Origin of the sequence: Pseudomonas migulae NBRC 103157 (assembly GCF_002091715.1) — a bacterium.
Classification (GTDB): domain Bacteria; phylum Pseudomonadota; class Gammaproteobacteria; order Pseudomonadales; family Pseudomonadaceae; genus Aquipseudomonas; species Aquipseudomonas migulae_A.
The window spans coordinates 35,244-49,837 of sequence record NZ_BDAG01000047.1; the positions used below are offsets into that span (position 1 = coordinate 35,244).

At 57.9% G+C, this 14,594-nt stretch carries 14 protein-coding genes; 10 read left to right on the forward strand and 4 right to left on the reverse strand.

Going from position 1 to position 14,594, the window contains the following annotated elements; translation table 11 throughout:
- Position 1: 1 nt before the first annotated feature.
- Positions 2 to 862: a ChaN family lipoprotein gene (locus PMI01S_RS26605; protein ID WP_084323063.1), complete on the forward strand. Its 861-nt coding sequence runs from the start codon at positions 2 to 4 to the stop codon at positions 860 to 862.
- Positions 863 to 1,268: 406 nt separating this feature from the next.
- Here the strand turns inward: PMI01S_RS26605 and PMI01S_RS26610 are convergent, their stop codons facing one another.
- From PMI01S_RS26610 to PMI01S_RS26620, 3 genes are all read right to left on the reverse strand, one after another.
- The gene (locus PMI01S_RS26610; protein ID WP_007971093.1) at positions 1,269 to 1,541 is read right to left on the reverse strand and encodes a TfoX/Sxy family protein; all 273 of its coding nucleotides are present in this window, start codon (positions 1,539 to 1,541) and stop codon (positions 1,269 to 1,271) included.
- 244 nt (positions 1,542 to 1,785) lie between these two features.
- The gene (locus PMI01S_RS26615; protein ID WP_084323064.1) at positions 1,786 to 2,130 is read right to left on the reverse strand and encodes a pentapeptide repeat-containing protein; all 345 of its coding nucleotides are present in this window, start codon (positions 2,128 to 2,130) and stop codon (positions 1,786 to 1,788) included.
- 91 nt (positions 2,131 to 2,221) lie between these two features.
- The gene (locus PMI01S_RS26620; protein WP_084323065.1) at positions 2,222 to 3,778 is read right to left on the reverse strand and encodes a bifunctional aminoglycoside phosphotransferase/ATP-binding protein; all 1,557 of its coding nucleotides are present in this window, start codon (positions 3,776 to 3,778) and stop codon (positions 2,222 to 2,224) included.
- Between the two features lie 117 nt (positions 3,779 to 3,895).
- Between PMI01S_RS26620 and mrcB the strand changes: the two genes are divergently transcribed.
- From mrcB to PMI01S_RS26635, 3 genes are read left to right on the forward strand one after another with little or no spacing between them, the layout of a single operon-like run.
- Complete coding sequence (gene mrcB, locus PMI01S_RS26625; RefSeq protein ID WP_084323066.1) at positions 3,896 to 6,220, forward strand: penicillin-binding protein 1B; 2,325 nt, start codon at positions 3,896 to 3,898, stop codon at positions 6,218 to 6,220.
- A gap of 16 nt (positions 6,221 to 6,236) precedes the next feature.
- Positions 6,237 to 6,971 (forward strand): tetratricopeptide repeat protein, encoded by a 735-nt coding sequence (locus tag PMI01S_RS26630; RefSeq protein ID WP_084323067.1) that lies wholly within the window; start codon positions 6,237 to 6,239, stop codon positions 6,969 to 6,971.
- Positions 6,971 to 7,306, forward strand: a complete 336-nt coding sequence (locus tag PMI01S_RS26635) for a YqcC family protein (RefSeq protein ID WP_084323068.1) — start codon at positions 6,971 to 6,973, stop codon at positions 7,304 to 7,306. Before PMI01S_RS26630 ends, PMI01S_RS26635 begins: the two co-directional genes overlap by 1 nt.
- A gap of 45 nt (positions 7,307 to 7,351) precedes the next feature.
- On the opposite strand, the gene PMI01S_RS26640 is transcribed toward PMI01S_RS26635, so the two are convergent.
- On the reverse strand, positions 7,352 to 7,774 hold the full coding sequence (locus PMI01S_RS26640; protein WP_084323069.1) for a DUF4124 domain-containing protein: 423 nt from the start codon (positions 7,772 to 7,774) through the stop codon (positions 7,352 to 7,354).
- 401 nt (positions 7,775 to 8,175) lie between these two features.
- Between PMI01S_RS26640 and PMI01S_RS26645 the strand changes: the two genes are divergently transcribed.
- The 6 genes from PMI01S_RS26645 (at position 8,176) to msrQ (ending at position 14,150) form a co-directional block, all read left to right on the forward strand.
- Positions 8,176 to 9,900, forward strand: coding sequence for an acetolactate synthase 3 large subunit (locus tag PMI01S_RS26645; protein ID WP_084323076.1), 1,725 nt, complete (start codon positions 8,176 to 8,178; stop codon positions 9,898 to 9,900).
- A gap of 2 nt (positions 9,901 to 9,902) precedes the next feature.
- A complete protein-coding gene (ilvN, locus tag PMI01S_RS26650; protein WP_003205610.1) occupies positions 9,903 to 10,394 on the forward strand; it encodes an acetolactate synthase small subunit in 492 nt (163 codons plus the stop codon).
- A 48-nt stretch (positions 10,395 to 10,442) separates the two neighbouring features.
- Positions 10,443 to 11,459: a ketol-acid reductoisomerase gene (ilvC, locus tag PMI01S_RS26655; RefSeq protein WP_084323070.1), complete on the forward strand. Its 1,017-nt coding sequence runs from the start codon at positions 10,443 to 10,445 to the stop codon at positions 11,457 to 11,459.
- 144 nt (positions 11,460 to 11,603) lie between these two features.
- Entirely contained in the window at positions 11,604 to 12,458 is an 855-nt protein-coding gene (gene pssA, locus PMI01S_RS26660; RefSeq protein WP_084323071.1) for a CDP-diacylglycerol--serine O-phosphatidyltransferase, read from the forward strand.
- Positions 12,459 to 12,516: 58 nt separating this feature from the next.
- Positions 12,517 to 13,530, forward strand: a complete 1,014-nt coding sequence (msrP, locus tag PMI01S_RS26665) for a protein-methionine-sulfoxide reductase catalytic subunit MsrP (RefSeq protein WP_084323072.1) — start codon at positions 12,517 to 12,519, stop codon at positions 13,528 to 13,530.
- Positions 13,530 to 14,150: a protein-methionine-sulfoxide reductase heme-binding subunit MsrQ gene (msrQ, locus tag PMI01S_RS26670; RefSeq protein ID WP_084323073.1), complete on the forward strand. Its 621-nt coding sequence runs from the start codon at positions 13,530 to 13,532 to the stop codon at positions 14,148 to 14,150. The genes msrP and msrQ overlap by 1 nt, the downstream gene beginning before the upstream one ends.
- Positions 14,151 to 14,594: the final 444 nt, after the last annotated feature.

Below are 14,594 nucleotides of genomic sequence, written 5' to 3' on the forward strand. Positions count from 1 at the left end.
CATGCGTTTAATGATGATTCTGGCGGTGCTGATGCTCAGTGCCTGCCAGCATGTTTCAGTACCGCCGCCGATCGTAGGCGAGATCCGCGACCTGCGCACCGGCCAGACGCTGACGGCGCAGGAACTGGTAATGCGGTTGGCCAAGCCTTCGCGATTGATCGTGGGGGAGCAGCATGACAATCGTGATCACCATGCGCTGCAACGCTGGTTATTGCAGGCGCTGGGAGAGCAGCGCCCGCAAGGCAGCCTGCTGCTGGAAATGATCACGCCGGATCAACAGCAGCGCGTCGATGACGTTCGTCATGCCTCGACGCTGCCTGCCGACTTGCCCGATGCTTTGGCCTGGGAGCCTGGCTGGGACTGGAATCTCTACGGCCCGGTCGTCCGTTTCGCCCTGACCCAACCGTATCCACTGCTGGCCGCCAATCTGAACACCGTCGATGTGCGTGCTTTCTACGCCCAACCGCCGATATTGAGCGGGGCTCGCTCCAATACCGCATCGGTGAAGGCTGAGTTGCTGACCCAGATCAGCGAGTCCCACTGCGGCCTGCTGCCCGCCTCGCAAATGCCGGCGATGCTCGCGGTGCAGCAACAACGTGATCGACGCATGGTTGAGCGGCTGCTGGCGGCACCCACGCCTGCATTGCTGTTTGCCGGCGCTTATCATGCGCGCAAGGATGTGGGTGTGCCGATACACGCGCTTGATCTGGGGGCGTCCGAAGCGCCAACGGTATTGATGCTGGTGCAGCAGGGCAGTGAGGTCACGGCGGCGATGGCCGATTACGTCTGGTATACACCTGCCACGCCGGCGCCGGATTACTGTGCAGAGATGCGCAAAACCCTAAGCAAAGACAATGAGTGAGCATGTAACCGGCATCATGCCGCTCTCCTGTAGGAGCCGGCTTGCTGGCGAAGGCGGCGAGTCAGTTTATTAATGCTTTGGCTGCGCGAGTGCTTTCGCCAGCAAGCCGGCTCCTACAGACAGGCAAAAAAAGACCCGGCAAGAGCCGGGTCAAATAACCGTGATTAGCCTGATGAGGAGATATCTGAGAGTCCGAACCAAGGGCTTTTCAAATATCGACCAGTCTCGCGACCAGTTGTGATAATCATAGCGATTCTCATTACCAAGTCAACCGCTGATTTTTCATTTGTTTGAAATTCATCTACAGATCGCCGGAAAGCCCCGTGAGCGCTGGGTTTCAAGGTGTGCTCCTGAGCGCGCTCTGTATAACTTGCTGGCTCAGCAAGTCCATGGCGGTCGTACCCGTTCAATTCTTGTGGCGTGACGAGATCGCTTCCAGCTGTTTATTCAGGGCTTCCTTGCGCTCGGCGGGAATGTCGTTCCAGTGCACGTCCATCAATGCGCCTTCGATCGCATACAACAACACCTTGGATGCCCGAAACCCGCGTGTGCGCACAGCCCGATAAGCATCCACCGCCCCCAGGCGACGCAAGTCCGAGGCGCTGTGGATGCCCACGGCATGCAGCCATTGCGCTGACGTCTTGCCAAGATTCTTCAGGTGCTGCAGTTCATCATTCATCAAGCCTCCTTGCGACGGCCGAACGGTGCGTGGGCAAGCTTCTGAGGAGTGTAGCCATCAGTAGGAAAAGCGTGATTGTTTGGTCGGTTTCGGAGCAAATGCTTCTAAGAGGCAAGTCCGGTAGGCGGCGTAAAAGTGCGCGAAAACGATGGGAACAGGCAGGAGGACGTCAGGTTCCCAAGCTGAAAATGCCCACGGTCCAGCGCAACGCGGGGGCGCTGGACATGTCAGTTATCGGTCGTTTTTAACGGGTGCGATAACGCAGGCGTGTGCCGAAATTCATCGACATCAGGATTTCGTCGGCACTCAGTTCCGGGGGGAAGTAGGCGCCAGAAATCTGTGCGTGGGCCAGGCTGGCCCCTTCAAGATTGGAATGAGTGAAGTCGATGCCGCGCAAGTCGGCGGAACGGAAATAGGCATCGGTAAAGTCGACGCCGTCGGCGTTCAGCTCACGCAGGTCCAGACCTCGGAAATCACCACCGACCATGTCGATAGGTCCGTCTTTTGGACGTTCGTTGTTGAAACCTGTGATGTCGTCTTTGTGCAGCAAGGCATAAAGCGGGGTATCGAGAAGTTTGGGCTGGCTCATGTCACATCACCTGTTGGTTTTATGGCGCCAGTATAGTGCCACTATTTGACAGCCGTGAAGCCGGCGAGGGCTCCACGGCTGAAATACTTCCTTACAGCCCCGGCAAGCGTTGGCGAATTTGCGCAACGACGGTGTCGAGGGTTCCGCTTTCATTGGTCTGAACGCGCTTGCTGCACAGAATCTCCTCAGGCGTCAGGGCTTCACGACTGGCTTGCTGAGCAGCGATAACGGCCAGGTTGGCGTCGGACGGATCCTTTTTGTCTGCCTGACGCAGGGCCAGCCAGCTTTCGATCACCGCTTGTGGCGCGTTGCAATCAAGGATCAGGAACGGCGCGCCGGTGGCTTCGGCGATTTTCGCTGCGCCATCACGCTGATCGCGCTTGAGGTAGGTGGCATCGACCACCACGGGGAAACCGGCACGCAGGATAACGGCGGCGATTTCATGCAGGCGGGTGTAGGTCGCGACGCTGGCGTCGGCACTATAAATGCCGGCTTGCGGATCGTTCGCGACGGTTTGCTCGCCGAACAGGCGTTTGCGTTCTACATCGGAGCGCAGGCGAATCGCGCCCAGCGCTTCCACCAGACGCATGGCCACATGACTTTTGCCGACAGCGGAGACGCCGTGAGTGATTGCCATGAAGCGCGAAGGAATGGTGCTGTAGCTTTCCGCCAGGTTGGCGTAGTTGCGATACTGGCGCAGGGTGGTGGCGCGCTGCACCGGATCGGCTTCGGCCGGCATGCTGAACAGGCTGACCTTGGCGCGAACCAGTGCGCGGTAGGCTTTATAGAAGTTCAGCAGTTCCAGGCCCTGGTAATCGCCGGTCAACTCCAGGTATTGGCTGATGAAGCGACGGGCCAGGCTTTTCAGGCCGCGGTCTTCAAGGTCCATCGCCAGGAAACCGGTGTCGGCGTAGACGTCGGTGAAGCGGAACGGTTCGTTGAATTCGATGCAGTCGAAGATCACGACCTTGCCATCGATCACGGTAGCGTTGCCCAGGTGGATGTCGCCGTGGCACTCGCGGATGAAACCTTCAGCCTTGCGTTGGGCGAACAGCGGCTTGAGGCGTTCGAAGCTGCTTTCGGCCCAGGCTTGCAGGGCGTCGAGTTGCAGCAGGTCGGCCTTGTCGCTCAGGAATGGGCGAATCTGTTCGAAGTTCTGCCGCACCGGTGCCATGACGCTGTCCGGGGTACCGGCTTCATGTTCGGCAGGTACCTTGGGCGCGGTGAGGTGGAATTGAGCAATCTGTGCGGCCATCTCGTCGATGTGCGCGGTGGTCAATTCGCCGTTGGCCTGCAACGTGCTGAGCAACTGGCTTTGTGGGAACTGACGCATTTTCAGGGCGTAATCGATGACCGGGCCGTCGCCACCGAATTGTGGTGCTTCAGCGCTGCCAGTGATCGGCAACACTTCGAGATACAAATCATTGGTCAGACGCTGGTTCAAGCGCAGCTCTTCACCGCAGAAATGCTCGCGAGCATCGAGGCTGGTGAAGTCGAGGAAGCCGAAATTGACCGGTTTCTTCACTTTATAGGCAAACGGGCCTGTGAGAATCACCCAGGAGATGTGGGTTTCGATGACCTGGAACCCGTCTACCGGATGTGGGTAAAGGGCCGGGTTTTGCAGGGCGGCGATCAGGGACTGGCTCACAGGCATTCCTTCAGAGTCTGGGAAAATTCACGGCCGCCATTATGGCCGCAAGTCCGCCCGACGCAAACCTCGGCGGGCTCCTGTTGAGTATGAATAAAGTGCGTATAATCCGGCGCCATGACTCGTACTCGATCCCCCCGCACCCCCAAAAAACCACCTTCCAGAGGCCTGAGCCCCTGGCTGGGCTGGGCCATTAAACTCAGTCTGGTCGGCCTCGTGGTGCTCGCCGGATTCGCGGTTTACCTCGATGCCATCGTGCAGGAGAAGTTCTCCGGCAAGCGCTGGACCATCCCGGCGAAGGTGTATGCGCGCCCGCTCGAGCTGTTCACCGGGCAGAAGCTGAGCAAGGAAGACTTCCTCACCGAGCTCGACGCCTTGGGCTATCGCCGCGAAAGCGTGAGCAACGGTCCCGGCGCGGCGTCGGTCAACGGCAACACCGTCGACTTGAATACCCGTGGTTTTCAATTCTATGAGGGCCTGGAGAACGCCCAGCCCGTGCGTGTGCGCTTCTCTGGTGATTATGTCGCCGAGCTTTCGTCGACCAACGGTTCGAAGCTTTCTGTAGTACGGCTGGAACCGCTGCTGATCGGTGGGATTTACCCGAAGAACCTCGAAGACCGCATTCTGATCAAGATTGATCAGGTCCCGCCGTATCTGCTGGAAACCCTGGTTGCCGTGGAAGACCGGGACTTCTATAGCCATTGGGGTGTGTCGCCCAAGTCGATCGCCCGCGCCATCTGGGTCAACACCTCTGGCGGCAAGATGACCCAAGGCGGTAGTACGCTGACACAACAGCTGGTCAAGAATTTCTACCTGACCAGCGAACGCAGCCTGACCCGTAAGCTCACCGAAGCCATGATGGCGATGTTGCTGGAGCTGCATTACGACAAACGAGAAATTCTTGAGGCTTACCTCAATGAAGTGTTCGTTGGTCAGGACGGCCAGCGTGCGGTGCACGGTTTCGGTCTGGCCAGCCAGTTCTTCTTTGCGCAGCCGTTGTCCGAGTTGAAACTGCATCAAGTCGCGATGCTGGTGGGCATGGTCAAGGGGCCGTCCTATTACAACCCGCGTCGCAACCCGGAGCGGGCGCTCGAGCGACGCAACCTGGTGCTCGATGTACTTGAGCAACAAGGCGTCGCCAGCGCCGAGCAGATTGCTGCCGCGAAGAAAATGCCGCTGGGTGTGACGACGCGCGGCAAGTTGGCCGACAGCTCGTTCCCTGGTTTTATCGATCTGGTTAAACGTCAGCTGCGCGAAGACTATCGCGACGAAGACTTGACCGAAGAAGGCCTGCGGATCTTCACCAGTTTCGACCCGATTCTGCAGATGAAGGCGGAAGCGTCGGTCAACGATACGTTCAAGCGTTTGTCCGGACGCAAAGGCTCCGATGATGTTGAAGCGGCGATGGTCGTGACCAACCCGGAAACCGGCGAAGTCCAGGCCATGATCGGCAGTCGTCAGGCGAGCTTCGCCGGTTTCAACCGGGCGCTGGATGCTGTCCGACCGATCGGCTCGTTGATCAAGCCAGCGGTTTATCTGACAGCCCTTGAGAAGCCGAGCCAGTACACGTTGACCAGTTGGCTGTCGGACGAGTCCTTTTCGGTGAAAGGGGCGGATGGTCAGGTCTGGAAACCGCAGAACTATGATCGCCGCTCCCATGGCACGGTTTTCCTGTATCAAGGCCTGGCACATTCCTACAACCTGTCGACTGCGCGTCTCGGGTTGGCGGTGGGCGTGCCGAATGTCCTGAAGACGCTGGCTCGCCTGGGTGTTAGTCGCGAGTTTCCGGCGTTCCCGTCGATGTTGCTCGGCGCGGGCGGCATGACCCCGATCGAAGTGGCGACCATGTACCAGACCCTCGCCAACGGTGGCTTCAATACGCCGATGCGCGGGATTCGCAGCGTTCTGACCGCCGAAGGCGAGCCGCTCAAACGGTACCCGTTCCAGATTCAGCAGCGTTTCGATCCGGCTTCCATTTACCTGATCCAGAGCGCCATGCAGCGGGTCATGCGTGAAGGCACCGGCAGTTCGGTTTACAACGTGTTACCGAAAACCCTGACGCTGGCGGGCAAGACCGGTACCAGTAACGATTCGCGAGACAGCTGGTTCGCCGGTTTTAGTCAGGACTTGCTGGCGGTGGTGTGGCTGGGTCGCGACGACAACGGCAAGACACCGTTTACCGGTGCCACGGGCGCATTGCAGGTCTGGACCAGTTTCATGCGCAAGGCCGATCCGTTGCCGCTGGACATGCCGCAGCCGGATAATGTGGTGCAGGCCTGGGTCGACTCGCATACCGGACAAGGCTCTGATGCCAACTGCCCAGGTGCCGTGCAGATGCCGTATATTCGCGGCAGCGAACCGCCTCCCGGCGCCGCGTGCGGTGGCGAAAGCCCTGTTAACGGTGAAACGGTGATGGATTGGGTCAAGGGCTGGATGAATTAAGCAAAGAGGGTTTCAAGTGAACAAGTGGTTGATTCCAGCGGTAACCGCCGTGGCTTTGCTCAGCGGTTGCTCCAGCGTACAGCGCGGTTCGATCCCTGTTGTGGATTCCGGCAGCGCCGTTTCCAACAGTGAGCGGATTTCGGCGAATGGCGGTTATCGTCAGACGACGACCAAGCGTCCTGTGCAAGCCCAGGCGCAAGCGATTCCGCAGGGTGACACCGGCGTCGTAGTGATGGTGCCAGGTGGTGGCGCCGTTGCCTCGGCACCGATCAGCACCTCGCCGATTACACCTGGCCCGATTACCTCAGGCCCGATCGACACCTCGTCGGTTCAGTCTGCCCCGATCAATCAGGGCAGCTACAGCATGCCGTCGACTCCAAGCGGGATTCCTTCGTCGAGCGCCGGCGGCCTGTCTGCCGACGAACAGTTGGATGGCCCGGTGTTGGCATTGCTGACCACCGCTCAGCAGCAACAGGCCGGTGGCGACCTTAATGGTGCCTCTTCCAGTCTCGAGCGCGCTCAACGTGTCGCGCCGCGTGAGCCGCAAGTGCTTTATCGTCTGGCTCAGGTCCGCATGGCTCAAGGCGATGCTGCACAAGCCGAACAGTTCGCGCGTCGCGGTCTGACGTTCGCCAATGGTCGTCCGGCGCTTCAGGCCAGTCTGTGGGAATTGATTGCGCAAGCTCGTGAGAAGCAGGGTGATTCCGCAGGTGCGTCCCTGGCTCGTCAGAAGGCCAAGGTTTCGTCGTGATGGACGCACGCTTTCCAAAGATTGCCGAGCAGTTGCTGTTGATCGAGCGCGAGCTGCGTGTTCAGGGATGGTGGGACGATGTCTCGCCATCTGCTGAAGCGCTGTCCAGTGTCGAGCCTTTCTCGGTCGATACGCTGGATTTCGAGCAGTGGCTGCAATGGATCTTCCTGCCACGCATGAAAACAATCCTCGAGCAGGATTTGCCGCTGCCCAATGCCTCGGGCATTCAAGAGATGGCCGAAATGGTCTTCGCCGCCCGCAATGTTCAGGGCAGGGATCGGCAGTTGCAGGTTCTGCTCAAAGAGTTCGACCTGCTGATCACCGCCTCCCGCTAACCCCGCCATTCTGCAGGAGCCGAGCGAGCTCTGCTCCTGCAGGAGTTACTGGCAGTTATCGGCGATCTGTCGCTGTGCTTCGGCGGTGCGTTCCTGGCGTTGCTCTTCAGTCAGGCGACGCATTTCACCGTCGACATCCTCCCGCAATCGCGGATTGTTCTGCAGTTGAGCCAGGTTCGTCCGCGCCTGCTCGCAGAACACCTTCAGCTGGGCTTGCTGCTCGGCGACCTGTTTTTTCACTGTCTTGTCGATGGCCTGTTGATCGCCGATGGCGTTACTGCGTGGTAGCGTAGCCGGCTTGCCCGCAGAGGGGGAGGGCGTGACCACGGTGGTGGCTTCCCGGCCCTGGGGCGGTTGCGCATCGAAATGGGTAACGCCCTGCTCATCGACCCATTTGTAGATCTGGGCGGCCATGGTCACAGGGCTGATGCCGATCAGCAGGCTGGCGGTCAGGAAAAACGTTCGCATGCCATTTCCTTGTATTGGGTTGCGCAATTGAAGCTAACACAGTTGCTGTTTCGCGGTTTTTTCTTGCTTTCTCATGTGCTTACTTCAATAAAGCACATTGACGACTTGACTTGCAGGGGACGAAACAGAAGAATCCAAAGTCCGCTGTAGAGGGACTGCCAGAAGCAGACCCACTCGGCAGATCATGAGGCGCACATCCGCGCCGACCTGTTACACCCGCAACGCGTTACCTCGCGCTGGGTGGGAAAGGCCCGCAACACTTGGGACGATCCCAATACTTGCTCAGTCAGTGCTGACGTAGTCGGCGACCACCGTCGCTCATGCTCTGCCGAGAAGTAAACCTATTAAGACCCGTCCCCCTTTTATGTGGACGGTATTCTGGCGTTTTAGAGGTGAACAACGTGGAGCTTTTATCTGGCGGTGAGATGCTCGTCCGCTTTTTGCGTGACGAAGGCGTCAAATATATTTACGGGTACCCGGGTGGTGCTCTTCTTCATGTCTACGATGCCCTGTTCAAAGAACCGGAAGTGACCCACATTCTGGTTCGCCACGAGCAGGCTGCGACCCATATGGCTGACGGCTATGCCCGTGCCACCGGTAAAGCCGGCGTGGTACTGGTGACTTCCGGCCCGGGCGCAACCAACGCTATCACCGGTATTGCCACGGCCTACATGGACTCCATTCCGATGGTGGTCATTTCCGGCCAGGTGCCTAGCACCATGGTAGGCACCGATGCGTTCCAGGAAACCGACATGATCGGTATCTCCCGGCCGATCGTGAAGCACAGCTTCATGATCAAGCACGCCTCGGAAATCCCGGAGGTCATGAAGAAAGCGTTTTACCTGGCGCAATCCGGTCGTCCTGGTCCGGTCGTTGTCGATATCCCGAAAGACATGACCAACCCGGCCGAGAAGTACGAATACATCTTCCCGAAAAAAGCCAAGCTGCGTTCCTACAGCCCGGCCGTTCGCGGCCACTCCGGGCAAATCCGCAAGGCAGCCGAAATGCTCCTGGCGGCCAAGCGTCCTGTGATGTACGCAGGCGGTGGCGTGATTCTCGGTGGTGGCTCCGCGCCGCTGACCGAATTGGCGAAGATGCTCAACCTGCCAGTGACCAATACCCTGATGGGGCTGGGTGCCTACCCTGGCACCGACCGTCAGTTCATCGGCATGCTCGGCATGCACGGCAGCTACACCGCTAACCTGGCGATGCACCATGCTGACGTGATCCTCGCGGTCGGCGCACGTTTCGACGATCGCGTGATCAACGGCGCGTCGAAGTTCTGCCCGAATGCCAAGATCATTCACATCGACATCGACCCGGCTTCGATCTCCAAGACCATCAAGGCTGACGTACCTATCGTCGGTCCGGTCGAGAGCGTCCTGACCGAAATGGTCGCGATCCTCAAGGAAATCGGCGAGACCCCGAACAAGGAGTCCGTTGCCAGCTGGTGGAAGCAGGTTGATGAATGGCGCGGTGATCGCGGCCTGTTCCCTTATGACAAGGGCGACGGTAGCGTCATCAAGCCGCAGACCGTGATCGAAACCCTGTGCGAAGTGACCAAGGGCGATGCCTTTGTGGCCTCCGACGTGGGGCAGCACCAAATGTTCGCGGCGCAGTATTACAAGTTCAACAAGCCGAACCGCTGGATCAACTCCGGTGGCCTGGGCACCATGGGCTTCGGTTTTCCGGCGGCCATGGGCATCAAGTTGAGCTTTCCGGATGCCGACGTCGTCTGCGTGACAGGCGAGGGCAGTATCCAGATGAACATTCAGGAGTTGTCGACCTGCCTGCAATATGGTTTGCCGGTCAAGATCGTCATCCTGAACAACGGTGTTCTGGGTATGGTTCGCCAGTGGCAAGACATGAGTTATGGCAGCCGCCACTCGCACTCCTATATGGAATCGCTGCCTGACTTCGTCAAGCTGGCCGAGGCCTATGGTCACGTCGGCGTGCGCATCACCGAATCGAAAGATTTGAAGTCGAAGATGGAAGAAGCGTTCGCCATGAAGGATCGCCTGGTGGTGCTCGATATTTCGGTCGATACCAGCGAGCACGTCTACCCGATGCAGATCAAAGACGGCTCCATGCGCGATATGTGGCTGAGCAAGACGGAGCGTACTTAATCATGCGGCATATTATTTCCTTGCTTCTGGAAAACGAACCCGGCGCTTTGTCTCGTGTAGTCGGCCTGTTCTCGCAGCGCAACTACAACATCGAAAGCCTGACTGTGGCGCCAACCGAAGACCCGACCCTGTCGCGTCTGACGCTGACCACGGTGGGCCACGATGAGATCATCGAGCAGATCACCAAGAACCTGAACAAGCTGATTGAAGTGGTCAAACTGGTCGACCTGTCGGAAAGTGCTCACATCGAGCGCGAACTGATGCTGGTCAAGGTCAAGGCTACCGGCGCCCAGCGCGCCGAGATCAAGCGCACCACCGATATTTACCGTGGGCAGATCGTCGATGTCAGCGCTAGCGTGTATACCGTTCAATTGACCGGTACCAGCGACAAGCTCGACAGCTTCATTCAGTCCATCGGCACCGCGTCGATTCTGGAAACCGTCCGTAGCGGCGTAACCGGTATCGCTCGCGGCGACAAAGTACTCAGCATCTAAACCAAATTAGCGAATGGCCTGAACGGCCTGGATATATAGGGGAAATTCATGAAAGTTTTCTACGATAAAGACTGCGACCTGTCGATCATCCAGGGCAAGAAAGTTGCCATCATCGGTTACGGTTCCCAAGGCCACGCTCAAGCGTGCAACCTGAAAGATTCCGGCGTTGATGTCACTGTCGGCCTGCGTAAAGGTTCGGCAACTGTTGCCAAGGCAGAAGCTCACGGCCTGAAAGTGACCGACGTTGCTTCCGCTGTAGCAGCTGCCGACCTGGTCATGATCCTGACCCCGGACGAGTTCCAGTCTGCCCTGTACAAGAACGAAATCGAGCCGAACATCAAGAAAGGCGCCACCCTGGCCTTCTCCCACGGCTTCGCGATCCACTACAACCAGGTTGTTCCGCGCGCTGACCTCGACGTGATCATGATCGCGCCGAAAGCACCGGGCCACACCGTACGTTCCGAGTTCGTCAAGGGCGGCGGTATCCCTGACCTGATCGCTATCTACCAGGACGCTTCCGGCAACGCCAAAAACGTTGCACTGTCCTACGCTGCTGGCGTGGGTGGCGGTCGCACCGGCATCATCGAAACCACTTTCAAGGACGAGACCGAAACCGACCTGTTCGGCGAACAAGCCGTTCTGTGCGGCGGTACCGTTGAGCTGGTGAAAGCCGGTTTCGAAACCCTGGTTGAAGCTGGCTACGCGCCGGAAATGGCCTACTTTGAATGCCTGCACGAACTGAAACTGATCGTTGACCTCATGTACGAAGGCGGCATCGCCAACATGAACTACTCGATCTCCAACAACGCTGAATACGGCGAGTACGTGACCGGTCCGGAAGTGATCAACGCCGAATCCCGTCAGGCTATGCGCAACGCTCTGAAACGTATTCAGGACGGCGAATACGCCAAGATGTTCATCAGCGAAGGCGCCACCGGCTATCCTTCCATGACCGCCAAGCGTCGTAACAACGCCGCTCACGGTATCGAAATCATCGGCGAGCAACTGCGCTCCATGATGCCGTGGATCGGTGCCAACCAGATCGTCGACAAAGCCAAAAACTAAGTCGCGCACTTGTACGGAAAACGCGGCCTGAGCCGCGTTTTTTCGTTTGGGAGTCCGGTTCTGGTATAAAGCTGCATCGTTTGCGGCCGAACCCTCGTCCCAGACACCTGTCGAAACTTTCCACCCCGTTGCAAGGTATTGTCCATGAGCGAACGTCCCGAAGAGCCAAACCAGGCTTCTGACGCCGAAAGCCTGCTGCCCATCGATGAACACATCGAAGAAGGGCATGACGCTGAAGGTCGTAAAGTCCGGCATCGTGGTATCTATCTTCTGCCGAATCTGTTTACCACTGCGAACCTGTTCGCAGGGTTCTATTCCATCATCAACTCGATGAGCGCCCAGAGCGCGTTGAGTGCCGGTGACGCGATTGGTGCGAGCAAGTATTTTGCGTTTGCCGCGATTGCCATTTTTGTCGCCATGGTGCTCGACGGCCTCGACGGTCGCGTTGCCCGCATGACCAACACCCAGAGTGCCTTCGGTGCCGAGTACGACTCGCTGTCCGATATGGTCGCCTTCGGTGTCGCGCCGGCACTGCTGGCATTTGGCTGGGCCTTGGGCGATATGGGCAAGGTTGGCTGGATGGTCGCCTTCATTTATGTCGCTGGGGCTGCATTGCGTCTGGCCCGTTTCAACACCCAAGTGGGCACCGCTGACAAGCGTTACTTCATCGGCTTGGCCAGTCCGGCTGCAGCGGGTGTGGTTGCAGGCATTGTCTGGGCGTTCAGTGATTACGGCATCCAGGGTTCCAAGATGTCTTTCCTGGTAGCGCTGATGGTCGCGGCCGCGGGCATGCTGATGGTCAGTAACATCAAGTACAACAGCTTCAAGGAGCTGGACCTGAAAGGGCGCGTACCTTTTGTGGCAATCCTTGCTGTCGTGCTGGTGTTCGCTGTCGTATTCAGTGATCCGCCGCGCATCCTGCTGCTGGTTTTCCTCGCCTACGCAGCATCGGGTCCGATTCAATATCTGTTACGTCTTCGTCGGCACAAAAACACGTAATTTCCCTCATACTCTGCAGTCTATTGGTGCATCTGTTCTCCAATGCTGCGGAGTTGCCATGCTGATCAAAGTCCCCAAGACATCCGACTGCCATGAGTCGGATGTCACGCCCGAATCCCTCTATCTGTCTCGTCGAAATGTGCTGGGTGCTGCCGTTGCCGGTTTGGCGGTGAGCAGCTTGCCGAGCTGGGCTCGCGCGGATGATGCCGTGCGCTATCCGGAGGTCGAGCCTGGTAAGGCGCCTTCCTGGTTCGCCGAGAAACTGCCTTCTACCAAGTGGGGAGCGGTCAACGTCAAGGATGAGGCGATCACGCCATTCAAGGATGCGACCCACTACAACAACTTCTATGAGTTCGGCACCGATAAAGGTGATCCGGCGGCCAACGCTGGCGCGCTGAAAACTGAACCCTGGAGCGTGGTGGTGGATGGGGAGGTGGGCAAGCCGGGTCGATATGCGCTGGAAGACTTCATGAAGCCATACCAGTTGGAGGAGCGCATTTATCGTCTTCGCTGCGTGGAGGCCTGGTCGATGGTCATCCCGTGGATCGGTTTTCCCATTTCGGCCTTGCTCAAGGAAGTCGAGCCGACTTCCAAGGCCAGGTTCATTCGCTTCGAAACCCTGCAGGATCCGAAGAGCATGCCGGGTCAACGCTCTGGTTTTGCCTTGATCGACTGGCCTTATGTGGAGGGACTAAGACTGGATGAGGCGATGAACCCGTTGGCGATTCTTGCGGTGGGCATGTATGGGCGCGAATTACCTAACCAGAATGGCGCGCCTCTGCGTTTGGTGGTGCCGTGGAAGTATGGCTTCAAGAGCATCAAATCCATCGTGCGGATCAGCCTGGTCAGCGAGCAGCCGAAAACCACCTGGCAAAGCATCGCTGCGGACGAGTACGGTTTTTATGCCAACGTGAACCCGACTGTCGATCATCCACGCTGGACCCAGGCCCGGGAGCGGCGTTTACCTAGCGGTCTGTTCAAGCCAAATGTGCGCGACACGCAAATGTTCAACGGCTACTCGGATGAAGTCGCTTCTTTATATGCAGGGCTCGATCTGCGGAAGAATTACTGATGCGATATCCGCTGTGGCGAGTGACCGTCTTTATCGCGGCGGCGCTATGGCCGCTGCTTTGGCTCTATCAGGCTTGGGCGGATGTGCTTGGGCCAGATCCGGGGAAGGTGCTGGTTGATCGGTTGGGGTTGGGGACGCTTGTACTGCTGCTGGTTACGCTGAGTATGACGCCTTTGCAGAAGCTCACCGGCTGGGCGGGGTGGATTGCTGTCCGTCGGCAACTGGGTTTGTGGTGCTTCGCGTACGTGGTTCTGCATTTGAGTGGTTACACGGCGTTCATTCTTGGTTTCGATTGGTCCCAGCTGGGTGTCGAGTTACGCAAACGGCCGTACATTATTGTCGGGATGCTTGGCTTCCTTTGTTTGCTGGCGTTGGCGTTGACCTCCAATCGTTACAGTCAGCGGCGTTTGGGATCTCGCTGGAAGAAGTTGCATCGACTGGTCTTTGTAGTTCTCGGGCTCGGACTGCTGCATATGTTGTGGATTGTGCGTGCCGATCTGAAGGAGTGGGCGGTTTATGCCTCTATAGGGGTGTTGCTATCAGTGCTGCGCTTACCCCCGGTTAACCGCCGTATTCCACGGTTAACCGCTAAAAAGTCATCTTCTGCAAGAAAAGCGTAATTAAGGGTTGACGGCAGATTCTGGAAGTCTATAATTCGCCCCACTTCCGGCGCAGTCTAAACGGAAAACTCCTTGGTAAACAAAGAGTTACGCAGTTTTCGGCAGCGAGTTGCTTCAGTTCATCGAAGCCCAGAAGGAGTTGGTCAGGCAGTGTGTTTTCGCTTGATTGACGGTTCGATCTTCTCGGTCGAAAGCGGAGAAAAAGAGGTGTTGACAGCAGCGAACAACGCTGTAGAATTCGCCTCCCGCTAACGAGAGATCGGAAGCGCAAGTGGTTGAAGTTGCAAAGGAAACTTTGAAAACTTCTGAAAATAACCGCTTGACAGATACAGAGGGCGCTGTAGAATGCGCGCCTCGGTTGAGACGAAAGGCTCAACCAACCGCTCTTTAACAACTGAATCAAGCAATTCGTGTGGGTGCTTGTGGAGTCAGACTGATAGTCAG

What these genes read in the sequence shown, in the direction of transcription:
- PMI01S_RS26640 (WP_084323069.1), bottom strand. Translation starts at nt 7,774, where the DNA reads ATGCGAACGTTTTTCCTGACCGCCAGCCTGCTGATCGGCATCAGCCCT.
- msrP (WP_084323072.1), top strand. Translation starts at nt 12,517, where the DNA reads ATGCTGATCAAAGTCCCCAAGACATCCGACTGCCATGAGTCGGATGTC.
- mrcB (WP_084323066.1), top strand. Translation starts at nt 3,896, where the DNA reads ATGACTCGTACTCGATCCCCCCGCACCCCCAAAAAACCACCTTCCAGA.
- msrQ (WP_084323073.1), top strand. Translation starts at nt 13,530, where the DNA reads ATGCGATATCCGCTGTGGCGAGTGACCGTCTTTATCGCGGCGGCGCTA.
- pssA (WP_084323071.1), top strand. Translation starts at nt 11,604, where the DNA reads ATGAGCGAACGTCCCGAAGAGCCAAACCAGGCTTCTGACGCCGAAAGC.
- PMI01S_RS26635 (WP_084323068.1), top strand. Translation starts at nt 6,971, where the DNA reads ATGGACGCACGCTTTCCAAAGATTGCCGAGCAGTTGCTGTTGATCGAG.
- PMI01S_RS26615 (WP_084323064.1), bottom strand. Translation starts at nt 2,130, where the DNA reads ATGAGCCAGCCCAAACTTCTCGATACCCCGCTTTATGCCTTGCTGCAC.
- PMI01S_RS26605 (WP_084323063.1), top strand. Translation starts at nt 2, where the DNA reads ATGCGTTTAATGATGATTCTGGCGGTGCTGATGCTCAGTGCCTGCCAG.
- ilvN (WP_003205610.1), top strand. Translation starts at nt 9,903, where the DNA reads ATGCGGCATATTATTTCCTTGCTTCTGGAAAACGAACCCGGCGCTTTG.
- PMI01S_RS26610 (WP_007971093.1), bottom strand. Translation starts at nt 1,541, where the DNA reads ATGAATGATGAACTGCAGCACCTGAAGAATCTTGGCAAGACGTCAGCG.
- ilvC (WP_084323070.1), top strand. Translation starts at nt 10,443, where the DNA reads ATGAAAGTTTTCTACGATAAAGACTGCGACCTGTCGATCATCCAGGGC.